General features: G+C 26.6%; 13 protein-coding genes. 5 read left to right on the forward strand and 8 right to left on the reverse strand.

Going from position 1 to position 13,483, the window contains the following annotated elements; genetic code table 4:
- From GE118_RS01985 to GE118_RS02020, 8 genes are all read right to left on the reverse strand, one after another.
- Positions 1-426 (reverse strand): division/cell wall cluster transcriptional repressor MraZ, encoded by a 426-nt coding sequence (locus GE118_RS01985; RefSeq protein ID WP_158763782.1) that lies wholly within the window; start codon positions 424-426, stop codon positions 1-3.
- Between the two features lie 157 nt (positions 427-583).
- Positions 584-1,264, reverse strand: a complete 681-nt coding sequence (locus GE118_RS01990) for a TrkA family potassium uptake protein (protein WP_158763783.1) — start codon at positions 1,262-1,264, stop codon at positions 584-586.
- A gap of 9 nt (positions 1,265-1,273) precedes the next feature.
- The gene (locus GE118_RS01995) at positions 1,274-3,001 is read right to left on the reverse strand and encodes a potassium transporter TrkG (protein ID WP_158763784.1); all 1,728 of its coding nucleotides are present in this window, start codon (positions 2,999-3,001) and stop codon (positions 1,274-1,276) included.
- A 51-nt stretch (positions 3,002-3,052) separates the two neighbouring features.
- Positions 3,053-3,346: a YneF family protein gene (locus GE118_RS02000; protein ID WP_158763785.1), complete on the reverse strand. Its 294-nt coding sequence runs from the start codon at positions 3,344-3,346 to the stop codon at positions 3,053-3,055.
- Positions 3,347-3,420: 74 nt separating this feature from the next.
- Positions 3,421-4,506 carry a M20/M25/M40 family metallo-hydrolase gene (locus tag GE118_RS02005; RefSeq protein ID WP_158763786.1) on the reverse strand — a complete coding sequence of 362 codons (1,086 nt, stop codon included), beginning with the start codon at positions 4,504-4,506 and terminating at the stop codon, positions 3,421-3,423.
- Positions 4,507-4,514: 8 nt separating this feature from the next.
- Complete coding sequence (locus tag GE118_RS02010) at positions 4,515-4,949, reverse strand: 23S rRNA (pseudouridine(1915)-N(3))-methyltransferase RlmH (RefSeq protein WP_158763787.1); 435 nt, start codon at positions 4,947-4,949, stop codon at positions 4,515-4,517.
- Complete coding sequence (gene mnmG, locus GE118_RS02015; RefSeq protein WP_158763788.1) at positions 4,939-6,774, reverse strand: tRNA uridine-5-carboxymethylaminomethyl(34) synthesis enzyme MnmG; 1,836 nt, start codon at positions 6,772-6,774, stop codon at positions 4,939-4,941. The genes GE118_RS02010 and mnmG overlap by 11 nt, the downstream gene beginning before the upstream one ends.
- A gap of 80 nt (positions 6,775-6,854) precedes the next feature.
- The gene (locus GE118_RS02020; protein WP_158763789.1) at positions 6,855-7,883 is read right to left on the reverse strand and encodes a nicotinate phosphoribosyltransferase; all 1,029 of its coding nucleotides are present in this window, start codon (positions 7,881-7,883) and stop codon (positions 6,855-6,857) included.
- Between the two features lie 375 nt (positions 7,884-8,258).
- Here GE118_RS02020 and GE118_RS02025 point away from each other — a divergent pair, with 375 nt between their 5' ends.
- The 5 genes from GE118_RS02025 (at position 8,259) to GE118_RS02045 (ending at position 13,475) form a co-directional block, all read left to right on the forward strand.
- Entirely contained in the window at positions 8,259-9,203 is a 945-nt protein-coding gene (locus GE118_RS02025; protein ID WP_158763790.1) for a Vmc-like lipoprotein signal peptide domain-containing protein, read from the forward strand.
- Positions 9,204-9,494: 291 nt separating this feature from the next.
- Positions 9,495-10,079, forward strand: a complete 585-nt coding sequence (locus tag GE118_RS02030) for a type IV toxin-antitoxin system AbiEi family antitoxin domain-containing protein (protein ID WP_158763791.1) — start codon at positions 9,495-9,497, stop codon at positions 10,077-10,079.
- Between the two features lie 80 nt (positions 10,080-10,159).
- Positions 10,160-10,921, forward strand: coding sequence for a nucleotidyl transferase AbiEii/AbiGii toxin family protein (locus tag GE118_RS02035; protein WP_158763792.1), 762 nt, complete (start codon positions 10,160-10,162; stop codon positions 10,919-10,921).
- Between the two features lie 257 nt (positions 10,922-11,178).
- Positions 11,179-12,795 carry an ABC-F family ATP-binding cassette domain-containing protein gene (locus GE118_RS02040; RefSeq protein WP_158763793.1) on the forward strand — a complete coding sequence of 539 codons (1,617 nt, stop codon included), beginning with the start codon at positions 11,179-11,181 and terminating at the stop codon, positions 12,793-12,795.
- A complete protein-coding gene (locus GE118_RS02045; RefSeq protein ID WP_158763794.1) occupies positions 12,795-13,475 on the forward strand; it encodes a 16S rRNA (uracil(1498)-N(3))-methyltransferase in 681 nt (226 codons plus the stop codon). The genes GE118_RS02040 and GE118_RS02045 overlap by 1 nt, the downstream gene beginning before the upstream one ends.
- Positions 13,476-13,483 lie beyond the last annotated feature (8 nt).

A 13,483-nucleotide genomic window follows, 5' to 3' on the forward strand; every position in this document is an offset into this window, starting at 1 on the left:
TTACCTTTCTGAAAGCATTTGAGCTAAATTAATAAGATCTTCAGAGCTGTATTGATTTTCAAAAGCTTCGAATTTTTCGCTAGATCAGAGTTCAACAAATGAACCAACTCCAACAAAAACTACTTCCTTTTGGATAGAAAGCTTAGAAACGATATGTTTTGGCAAACTAATACGATTTTGGTTATCCAGCGCAACTTCGAATGCGTTTCCTAAGATAATACGTGTTATATCTCTAACCCTTTTATCAAAGAAACTTTTATCTTCTAGCATAGATATGTAGTTTCTAAAGTTGTCTTGAGATCTAAGTTCTGCATTTCCATCAAACCCTAAGGTGATGTAAAAAGTAGAACCTAGTTCTTCTTTGAAAACAGGCGGTAGAACTACCCTTGATTTATCATCAAGGTTTCGCTTATGTTGTCCAAACATTACCACTTCCTCCCACTATCCACCATAATTTTACCCAAAAATCGTTATATTATTTTAAAAAAATTTTTTTTCATTATATTTAATATTATTTATGCAAATTTTTTTATTTTTTTCCACATTACTGAAGCTTCATTAAATAAAAAATACAAAAAGAGCACTAAGCACTTTTTGTATCATTACATCATTTTAAAGCATCAGTTACATCATTAATTTCACCAATCAATGTAACTATATCATCAATTTCTAATTGCACTTGTCCTGTAGCACGCTTAGGAACCCCATTACGTTTAATTAAAACAATTGTAATACCTCTATCATTAAAACCTAATTTACTAATTGGTTGATTGGTTAATGATGAATTTTTAATAGTAGTATTTCCGATAACAAAATTTTCACTAATTTCTTGAATCCCTTCAGAATAACGTACAAAATTTTTGTTAGCTGCAATTAATGCAGTTCTTACTCCAGCTTCTGTTTCAGGGTTAATAATAACATGAACTCCAATTTGTTTTAAAACTCTAGCATGTCTTCTACTTTTGGCTCTTGCAATAATGTTTTTAACTTTTAACTCTAATAAAGCTGCAATAATTTCAATATTATCACTAATTGCTACAACTACAGTTTCAATTTGAGCAATCCCAATAGCTTTTAATGCTCTCATATCTGCAGCATCTGCAATTACTATTCGTTCAGCTTCTTGTTCATATAATTTAGCATTTTCATCATTTTGATCAATTATTAAAACATTTTTATCCATTTTTAATAATTGATCAATTACAGCTTGACCAAATCTACCAACACCAATAACAGCGATGTCGTCTCTATATTTCATTTTCATAATTAACTCCTATCCAATAGTTAAATCACCATCAATATATTCATATCTTCGATTGTTACTATGTTTTCTTTTTCAAACTAATAAGGTTGATGAAATTCCAAATTGTCCAATGAACATCACTATTATAATAGCTACTTTAGAAGCAAAATTTAAACTTTTAGTTAATCCTGTAGATAATCCTGTAGTACCAAAAGCACTAGCTACTTCAAATAAAACATGTTCAGTTCCATAAGGTGTATTATGGGTTAAAAAATTCTTTAATTGTGGGAATTTTTGATAAAGTTCTAAATTGGTTTGATAATCGACTAAATTAATTTTTCCATTATAAGTGTTAAAGCTTGTATAACAAATTAATGTCGCTATTAAAATAACAACTAAAGCAATAGCTATCACTTTAGCAGACATATCTACTGTTTCTTTGTTGATTGAACGCTTAAACATTCTAATTCTTGGTAATCCCATTAACATCGAAACAATTGACATTATAAATAAGGCAAAAGTGGTGGTTCTAATTCCTCCACCTGTAGATGCAGGAGCAGCCCCAATAATCATCATAATAGTAAATACAAAAATACTTCCTGAAGTTAAATCTTTTAAATTAATTGTTCCAAAACCGGCACTTCTAGTTGAAAGTGAGCTAAAAAAGATAGCAAATAATTTTTGATTTACTCCACCATAATAATAATATTGTTCTAAAGCCACATATTCTTTAGATAATTTAGGTAATCCTTTAGCTAAATATTGATTATATAAGCTTAAATGTTGTTGATTTTTACTTAAAGCTTCTAAATCCATTTTATTTCAAAAGCTAAATGGATCATGACTTGAAATTTCTAATGATAAAGATAAAATAAACCCAACAATAAAAACCAATAAATAAGTAACTAAAGAAACTTTAGTGAATAAACTAAATTTATATGAATGTTTTTTACGTTTAATTTTATGTTGAAAATATGAAACAATATCATATAAAGTAGGATAACCTAATCCACCAATAATTAATAAAATAATAAAGCAACTTTGTAAGAAATAATCACTATAATAAGGCATTAATGAATTACCTGAAATAATATCAAATCCAGCATTATTAATCGCAGAAATAGTGTGAAAAATTCCAAATCTTATTGCTAATAATCAATTGTGATGTGGATTTTTATAATTATTATTTAAATCTTTTTTGATTGCTGCTGTTTGAAAATTTTCAGGACTTGCAAAATAAAAATAAATACTTAAAATAATTGAAAAAATAAAAATTGCTACTAATAAAAATTTAACAGAATCAATAATTAATTTTGAAGTTTTATTTGCATCAACTCCTCCACGTTCATCTTGGAGTAATTTCATTTCTCCCAAAGTGGATTTTTTTACACCAAATAAATAATTAATCAAGAAGAATTTTAATGCAAAAATACCAATTCCTCCTGCAAGAATTAATACTGCAATAATTGCTTGACCAAATCAATTTCAATGACTTCAAGTATCAACTACTACTAATCCTGTATCACTAAAAGCACTAGCGGTAGTAAAAACTGAATCAACATAACTTATAGCATTATTAGGATCATTTTGGGTAATTGGTGAATAAAGTAATAAGCTTGATGCTACTACAATTACAATGTATCAAAATAGCAAATATTTTAATTTTGAAACATTATTTTTTCATAATCAAAACCTATTTCAACCACGACCAAGCCAACTTTTTTTAATATTTCTTAAAGTTTTTTGTCATCAATTCATTTTATCCTTTATCAAATTATGAAAATAAAATTCACTTGCATGAATTTTATTTTACACATCTTTTTTCTTTGCAGCATTCATTGAACGCATAATTTGTCTAATTTGAGTTTCGCTTGCTTTACGACCCATTTGTTGGAACATAATACGAATCATTTTTTCATTTACAGGTGGATTTTCTTTTAATTGTTTTTCAAACATTTTTTTAGTTACAAAAAATGTAACTAAAGCAGATGCAAGACCAACAAAAATAACTACTGTAACAATAATAATAGCTAATGTACCACCAGTTATATCTAAACCTTTTGAAGCACTATCAGCTAAAAGATTAGTAGTTGATAAAATCATATAAAACTCCTTACATTTAAAATTAATTATATTATTGTAATTATAAAGAAAAATTAGTTAATTTATAAGTTAAATTACTTATATTTAATTTGATCATACTTATTGTGATCAAATTCCTTACAAAATTGTGAAATTAAATCACAAGCAGCTAATAAATCACTAATTGAACATACTCCTATTGGACTATGAAGATATCTTTGAGGTAGTGAAATAGTTAATACCGCAGCTCCTCCTTGAGCAAATTGTAGTTCATGAGCATCAGTACCTCCACCCATAGCTACAAACCTATAAGCTTTGATATTATGTTGTTTAGCAACTTGTTCAAATAAGTTAATTAAATTAACATCCATTAAAGTTCCACCATCTTTATATCTTAAAGCTGCACCTTTGTATAAAGCAGTAGTTCCTTCAATTGTTCCAATAGTATCATGACTTGAAGTTGTATCTAAAGCTATAGCTACATCAGGATTAATGATACTTACAGAACTTCTTGCACCTCTAGTACCCACTTCTTCTTGCACAGTACCTACAAGGTATAAATCACAATCTAATTCTAAATTAGCTAAATTATTTGCAATTTGTTCTAAAACAGCAACCCCAGCACGGTTATCCATTGCTTTTCCACCAATTAGATCTTGATCTTTAAATAAGATAGTTTCACCACTCATACATACTCTATCACCAATTTCTACACCATGATCAATAGCATCTTGTTCATTTTTAAATCCAAAATCAGCATAAATTTCATTATTAGTAATTGCTTTAGATACTTTTGATGATTCCATAATGTGAATTGATGTATGACCAAATACACCATCAAAAGTTTCATCACTACTTGTGATTAAAGTCGCTTTAGTTCCTACAACTACAGTAGGTCAAATTCCTCCAATTGGAGAAAGTAATAATTGTCCAGTTTTATCAATTCTACGCACAATGTATCCCACTTCATCCATATGTGCTGCAATCATAACCTTAGGAGCATTTACTTTTTTAGATTTTTTAAAGAAAATAATTGATCCTAATTTATCTCTAGAAATTTCATAGTTTCCTAAAATATTATTTCTTAATTCATCTGCAACTGGTTCTTCATATCTACTCATTGCTTGAATTTCCATATATTTAATTAATCTCTTTTTAAAATGTTGTTTTAATTCAGTCATTATTTCTCCTATTTATGATATTTAATCCCGTTTTTGATACTAAATCCACGATAAATTTGTTCAATTAACATCACCCTAAATAATTGATGGGGAAAGGTCATTTTTGAAAAGTTAATTTTTTTATTAAACATCTTTTCATCTACTCCATTAGAACCACCAATGACAAAAGTAATATTATCCTCTTCGGTAAATAATTTACCAAATTCTATTGAATCATATTGCTTACCTTGAAGTGATAAGTAATAAACAGTGGAATTTTTAGGAATTTTTTCTAAAATCATCTCTGTTTCTTTTTGAATTTTTAAATCGATATTATCGATTTTTTGCCCTTTAATTTCAATTAAATTAACTTTTGAAAAAAAGTTAATTTTTTTTACATAATCATTATAAATCACTTGATATTCTTTTGTTAAAGAACCTACAGCTACAATATTAATTTTCACTATGGTCCTTTTTGGTGCTGATATAAAACATTAACATTTGAATATCAGCTGGATTAATTCCGCTAATTCTTGATGCTTGACCAATAGTTATTGGTTTGATTAGTTTTAATTTTTGTTTAGCTTCTGTAGCTAAATTTAACACTTGATCATAATCAATGTCACTTGGTATTTTAAAATTATCTAATTTATGCATTTTATTTGCTTGAGTTTCTTGTTTTTTAATATAACCATCTAGCCTAACAGCTATAGCTAATTCATTTTTATAAGGAAAATCTCCTAAAATATCAGCAACTTCAACATCTGGACGAGCAATTACTTTTAATAATGAAACACCATTTTGAATATTATATTTAAGAGCAACTTCACTTTTTGAAGATAAAAATTGATTTTCTAATTCCTTAATTTTATCTTCAATCATTTGGTATTTATTAACCACTTGTAAATAATTTTCTTGTGAAATTAAACCAATTTCATATCCGTGTTTAGCTAGTCTTAAATCAGGATTATCATTTCTTAATAATAAACGATATTCAGCTCTAGAAGTTAGCATTCTATATGGTTCTTTAGTACCTTTGGTTACTAAATCATCAATTAAAACCCCAATATAAGCTTCATTTCTTTGAAGAATTAAAGGTTCTTTATTTTCTAATCTTAATCCTGCATTAATTCCTACAATTAATCCTTGAGCTGCAGCTTCTTCATAACCACTAGTTCCATTAATTTGACCAGCAGTATAAATATTTTTAATTACTTTAGATTCTAAAGATGGACTAATTTGTAAAGGGTTTAATGCATCATATTCAATTGCATATCCTCATTTTTGAATTTTACAATTTTCTAATCCTGGAATAGTTCTAAGCATTTGATCTTGAACTTCAATTGGCATTGATGTAGACATTCCATTAATATAAATAATGTCTCCTTCTTTAGTTTCAGGTTCAAAAAAGACTTGATGACGTTCTTTATCTCTAAAACGCATTACCTTATCTTCAATGCTTGGACAATATCTAGGTCCAATTCCTTCAATTAATCCTGAATACATTGCTGATTTATTAATGTTTTGTTCTATTATTTGATGAGTTTTGGCATTAGTGTAAGTTAAATAACAAGAAATTTGTTGATCAAGCTTGATATTTGAACGATTTGAAAAAGTTAATGCACTATCACTTAAATTCTCTTTTTCAACTTTTGAAAAATCAATTGAATCTGCATAAATTCTTGCAGGAGTTCCTGTTTTTAATCTTTGAAGCTCAAAACCTAAATCAATTAGTGATTGACTAATTTTTGGAGTAGTTTTTTGATTATCTGGACCGCTTATAGTTATATCACTTCCTCTTAAAATTCTTGAATTCATATATGTTCCAGTAGTAATTACTAAAACTTCTGCTTCAATAGTTAAACCGATTTCAGTTTCAATTGATTTAAATTGATTATTATCTGTATTAATTTTGATAACTACATCTTCTATTAAAGTAATATTTGGGTGATTTTTTAAAGCTTCTAGAATTAATTTTGAGTATTTTTCTTTATCAATTTGAGCTCTTAGTGCTCTAACTGCAGGACCTTTAGATTCATTTAGCATCTTAATTTGAATCATTGCTAAATCACTAAAATATCCTTGAACACCTCCTAAAGCATCAATTTCTCTAGTAATTATCCCTTTTGCAGGTCCTCCAATTGAAGGATTACATGGCATCATTGCAACTTTAGATAAATCAAAAGTTATAAGAGCTACTTTGTGTCCTTTGTTAGCTAGTGCAAAAGTTGCTTCAACTCCTGCATGACCTCCACCAACAACGATTGCTTGATATTTATTGTTTTTCATAGTATATGTATTTTAATAAAAAAATGAAAATTAATGTTTTTTTATTTTATAATAATTTACCTTTTTAAAATAAAGCACCACTATTGTGATGCTTTATTTTTTGGTTGATATAAAACTAAATTTTCATTATGTCTATAAAAACGCCCTTCTTTTGCTTGTTCTTTACCATTTAACATAGTAGCATCAGCTGAAAATGAATTATTTAAACTAAAAATTGAATGTCCTACACCATAAAAATCTACTGGGACTTTTAACCCTTCAAATAAAGCAATTTTTTTAGCATTAAATCCACTTGAAACAATTATTTTATAATCCTTAGCACCAATGTCATCTAAAGCTTGTCTTAATCTAAAGATTTGCTCAGGAGTAACTCCATATTGTGGTTCTTCATCATCAAACATGTGATCACACATAGCTTTTCCTGTATCAACCCTTACTCCATAAACTTTATTACCAAAATGTTGATAAATTTTAGTTGCATCTTCAATGACATTGTTATTGTAATCAACTAATGAAATGATCTTATGATTTGGAAAGTATTTAATATAAGCTTCAGTCGCTTTTACTACATCTCCATCAAAAGATTGAATTAAAGCATGAGGCATACTCCCAAAAACAGCTTCATCATCAATGCTTTTAGCAGTTTGTTTTTGAGCTAGAGTAGAAACAAATTTAATTCCACCTAAAGCCACTGCTTTTCCATCAACTTCTTGATTAAGATAATGATCAGCTCGATCACCCATAAAGATAACATCTTTACCATTAGCTGCTTGAACACATTTATAAGCATTTGAAGCTATTGAAGTACTTCTGGCTAAAATTCCATCAATCATTCCTTCTCAAATACCAAACTCATGATAAGGTCCAATTAACTCTAAAACCACTTCACAATTATGAATTAAAGTACCTTCAGGGAGATATTTAATTTTATAATTATTAGTATTAGTTTGAGCTTCTAATAATTCTAAAACTTCATTCATTCCACCTAAAATTGCATTGTCTTTACGTTGGAAAAATTGTAAAACAATTTCATTATTGGGAGTTTCGTTTTCTAAAATGGTTTTGGTTTTATGAAAATAACTTGCGATATATTGTTTTTTATCTTTCATTTTTCTCCTATTTATAAATAAATACTAAAAAATTGCAGTAAAATAATTATACAAAATATTTTTTAATGCTAAAAACATTATCAACTTACCAAAACCATTGTATAACGTGCTTTAAAGCACGTTATTTATTTTTTTAAATTTTTAATAATTAAAAAAGCACGGTTCCTAGTTTAGGTCCGTGCTTTTAGTTTCCTAGTAAAATATATAGAAAAAAATTAAATGAAAGGAAATCAACTTAATTATAATGAATAAATGTAAAACTCCAATAATTAAACTTATTTATGTTAAATTAATGGAGAATACCGTTCACAGCTTATCCATTTTTTAATAAATTATTTTATAATTTATTTATATAACTAAATTAAAGGAGCCAACGTGAAAAAATCAAAAATATTCTTCTCTATTTCTGCTGTAGGTAGTGTTATTGCCCCGGTTGCAATTGCTGTTTCTTGCAATGAAAAAACAAATCAAAATAACATTAAAAAAGCCGCTAATGAAATTACTACTAATATCGAAAACTTTTTATCTGGAACATTAGCAAATACTCCTAATATTCCAACGATAGATAAAAATCAAATCAAAAGCAATGTACTGAATTTATTAAACACTATTAACGACATATCTACCAAAGCTAACACTAGTATAAATTATCAATCATTAAGTACTTTTATAAATAAAGTAATGAATTATTACAGTACAGTTTTTTCTAGCAAAATAACTGCGGCATTAACCAGAGGATTAACTGGAGCAATAAATAACAATAGTAATGAGTTTCTTGAGAAATTAAATAACCAAGAATTTGTTGATAGTGAATTTAATAAAATACCTGGAAGCTCATCATTTGAGCAAAAATATACTGAATTGAAACAAATTATTAACCAAGTTCTAGATTATATTAAGAACAATATTGATAATCAAACCTTAATAAATAAATATTTAGATCTTTATAAAAAATTAATAGGCTTCTATAGTGTAATTTATCCTAATATTCCAATGAATAATGTTTTACCAAACACTGCTAATATAGCTCCATCAGCACAAGAAATACAATTTATTAAAAACTCTATTACTGAAGCTACTAAAAACTTTAATAATCAATTTGACACAGTGTATAAAAATGAATTTAAAAAGAATTTTGTAATGATTAATCACGAAATAAAAAATGAAAAAGATAAATTCACTTTAAATGAAATTTATGACGTTGTTTTACCAATCTCAAAAATGATAAAATACCTAGTTACAAATATCGATGAATTAACTAAACTTATTGATCAATATTTATCATTTGTATCCAAAACTCTAAAACCTGCAAATCAATAATTAAAATATCAATCTATACCAATACAAATAAAGGGTATCCTTTTTGTGTTGGTATTTTTTTATTAAATTAACTATTTCACACCTTAAAGGTTAATTAATCTTTTTTTAAGTAAAATTCACATAATTTAACTATTACTCAAAAATAAAAAAATACCTACTTAATATATATATATATATATATATATATATTAAGTATATAATGTTTGCTTTTTAATATCTTGCTTTATTTTTTTATTTTTAAAGCAAGATATTTTAAAAAAATCAATATAATTTTTATGAGAGGAGAAAATAATGAAAGTACTTGAAGAATATTTTGAATCAAATGCAGTTATTTCTACACAAGAGGCATACAACTTAGGTATTAGTTCTTATCAACTAAATAAAATGGTGAAAGAAAAATACCTTGAAAGGGTTAAAAAAGGGGTTTATAAAATAGAAAGATTCTTTGAGGATGAGTTTGCTACTGTTGCTTTTGAATGTGAAAAGGTTGTTTTTTCCCACGGTACAGCTTTATGATTTTTAGGTTATAGTGACAGAATACCAAATATCTATCACATTACAGTTCCTCAAGGATATAATGTCAGCACAATTAAAAAACGTTGCATGCAAGTTGTAGTACATTACGTAAAACCAGAAGTATTTGAATTAGGTAAAACTAAAATCAAATCACCTTTTGGAAGTGATATTTATATTTATAATGCCGAAAGAACCATTTGCGATATTGTTAAAAATAAAAAACATATGGATTTACAAATTTTTTCTGATGGTATGAAATGATATTTTAGAGACAGAAATAAAAATATGCTTAATTTATATAAATATAGCGATAAATTAAACATTAAAAACAAAGTATTAAATTATGTAGAGGTATTATAATGTATAGACATCAAAGTATAAAATCCAAGATTAACAACCTTTCTAAAACAAATAACCTTAATCCACAAGAGGTTATGAATATGTTTTTCTTTGAAAGATTCCTAGAAAGAGTATCAAAAACTGAGTATGCTAATAATTTTATTATTAAAGGTGGTTTTTTAATTTCTTCATTTTCTAATATTGCACAAAGAACAACAATGGACTTAGATGCTAGTATAGAGTATTTGGATTTTGAAAAAAGTAATGTTGAAAAGATTATTAAAGAAATTTCTGAAGCAAAAATTGATGATGGTGTTGAATTTGAATTTAGAAATATAGGTTATATTAGAGATAACTCATTTTATGGTGGATTTAGAATTAGTTTGTTAGCTAAATTAGATAAAGTAAATAATGTAATTAAGATGGATATATCAACAGGTGATAAAATAACCCCTAAAGAACAATTAATTGCATATAAATGTATCTTTGAAGATAAATCTATTGGCGTTCAAGCTTATCCAATAGAAACGGTATTAGCTGAAAAAATTGATGCTATATTTTATTGACTAGAAGGTACAACTAGAATGAGAGATTATTATGATATATATTTACTTTATTCATGCAAAAAGGATGAAATAAATTTTGATATATTAAAACAAGCTATTATCAACACATCAGCTCAACGTAATAATTTTGAATATATTAAAGATTCTAGACAAGGTCTAGAAAGAATAAAGAATCCTAAATACAATATGAAAGAAAAATGATTAAAATACCAAATTACCAACCCTTATACAAAATCAGTTAATTTTGATGATGTTATTAAAACTTTGGAATTGTTTATTGATAAACTTGGGTTTTAGACTTTTTAATAAAAACTGAATTACAATGTAAATTTTATAAAAAGTAGAAAAAGAGCAACATAATTGCTCTTTTTTGTTATTTTTTATTTAACTTGGAAACTTTTATCAAAAAATATATAAATATATTATTAAAAAATTCTAAATTGATCTTTTAACAATTAAGTTATTAAAGATTTTAAAATTTAATATAATATAAAAATATTTAATATTACATTAAAATACAAATTTTTAAAATAATAATTTTATAGGAGGATGATATGTTAGAGGTACAAAATTTAAGTAAAGTATTTAGTGATAAAAAATTATTTGAAAATGTTAATTTAAAATTTACAGAAGGTAATACATATGGAATTATTGGTGCAAATGGTGCTGGTAAATCTACATTTTTAAAAATGCTTGCTGGAGAAGTTGAATCAACTAGCGGACAAATAATTATTGAAAAAAATAAACGTATTTCAGTATTAAGTCAGAACCATAATGCTTATGATGATTATGAAGTTACTGAAGTTGTAATAATGGGAAATACTGATTTATATAAAATCAAAGAAGAAAAAGATGCAATTTATACTAATCCTGAAGCTACTATGGAAGATTATGAACGTGCAGCAGAATTAGAAGACAAATATGGTCAATTAGGTGGATGAACTGCAGAAAATGATGCTCAAGAATTATTAAGCAACCTTCATATACCAAAAGAAAAATGAAATGTTAAAATGTCAGAATTAACAGCTAATCAAAAAATTAAGGTGCTTTTATCTAAAGCTTTATTTGGTAACCCTGATATTTTAATAATGGACGAACCAACTAACCACTTAGATTTACGTTCAATTAGATGATTAGAAAACTTCTTAATTGATTATCCTAATGTTGTTATTGTTGTATCCCATGATAGTGATTTCTTAGATGCTATTTGTACTCACATTGTTGATATTGATTACAATGAAGCAAAAATTTATACAGGAAACTATAGTTTCTGAAAAGAATCATCAGAGCTTGCAAGAGAAATGATGAAACAATCTAACCTTAAAAAAGAAGCTCAAATGGAAAAACTTAAAGAGTTTATTGCTCGTTTTAGTGCTAATGCTTCTAAATCTAAACAAGCTACATCAAGAAAAAAATCATTAGAAAAAATTCAATTAGATGAAATTAAACCATCAAATAGAAAATATCCATATATTCGTTGAGATATGAATAGAGATCATGGTAAACAAATTTTAACTGTTGAAAATTTAACTTACCAAAATGAAAATGGAGATTATTTATTCCAAAATGTTAGCTTTACTCTTAGACCTGGTGAAAAAATGGTTATTGTTGGAGAGGATGATATTGCTAAAACAAGATTACTTGAATGTTTAGTAGGTATTAAACAACCAACTAGTGGAACAGTAGAATGAGGACAAACTATTACTTATAGTTATTTCCCTAATGATAACTTAGAATACTTTAAAACTGATGAAAACATATTAGAATGAATTTCTAAATGACCATTAGAAAACAAAATTAAAGAAAATCAAGAAAACGATGATGCAAGAATGCGTGGATTTTTAGGTCGAATGTTGTTTAGTAATGATTCAGTATTTAAAAAAGTTAATGTAACTAGTGGAGGAGAAAAAGCAAGATTAATGTTTTCAAGAATGATGCTTTTAGAATCTAATTTCATTATTCTTGACCAACCTTTAGACCACTTAGATGCTGAAAGTATTGATTCAGTTATTGAAGGAGTTAAAAACTACCGTGGTGGAGCTATTTTTACCACTTATAACCGTGCTTTTGTTAACCAATGTGCTGATGTTATTTTAGAACTTAAATCTCCTAGTGAAAGTTTCTTATTTAGAGGAACCTTAGAAGAATATGAAGAAATAATGGAAGAGTAATGAATCGATTTTTTGTAGATTTAAAAGAAGATAATCACTTTGTTTTATCTAAAGAACACTTAAAACATCTTAAAGTTTTAAGAATAGATAATAAACCTTTTATTTGTGTTTATCAAGAACAATTTTATAAATGCATCTTAAATAATGAAGTTGCTGAAATTATTGAAATCATAGATCAAAATCACGAAAGTGATTTTGAAATAATACTAGCTATTAGCGTGATTAAATTCGAACGTTTTGAATGATTGCTTCAAAAAGCTACTGAATTAGGAGTATCTAGAATTATTCCTTTTGTTAGTGATCACACTAATCATGAATTAGTTAAATATAATAAATATCAAAAGAAGATCCAGCGTTTTGAAACCATTATTCTAAATGCTGCTGAGCAGTCATTTAGAAATAAATTACCAATTTTAGAACCTTTAACCACTTTTACTAAATTATTAGATTATCCTATAAATAATAAAATTATTGCTCATGAAAAAGTTGAAGTATCAAAAACTCTTATTCAACCTATAGATCAAGAAGTAATCTTTTTTGTAGGTCCTGAAGGAGGATTTAGTGATAATGAAATTGATTTAGCAATTAAGCATAACTTTAATTTAGTCTCTTTAGGTTCAAGAATCTTAAGAGCTGAAACTGCAGGAATTTTCTTATTAAGTCAAATTAAAATTAAATAACAAAAACC

The sequence above is a fragment of the Mycoplasma sp. NEAQ87857 genome (genome assembly GCF_009792315.1).
GTDB lineage: Bacteria > Bacillota_I > Bacilli_A > Mycoplasmatales > Metamycoplasmataceae > Mycoplasmopsis.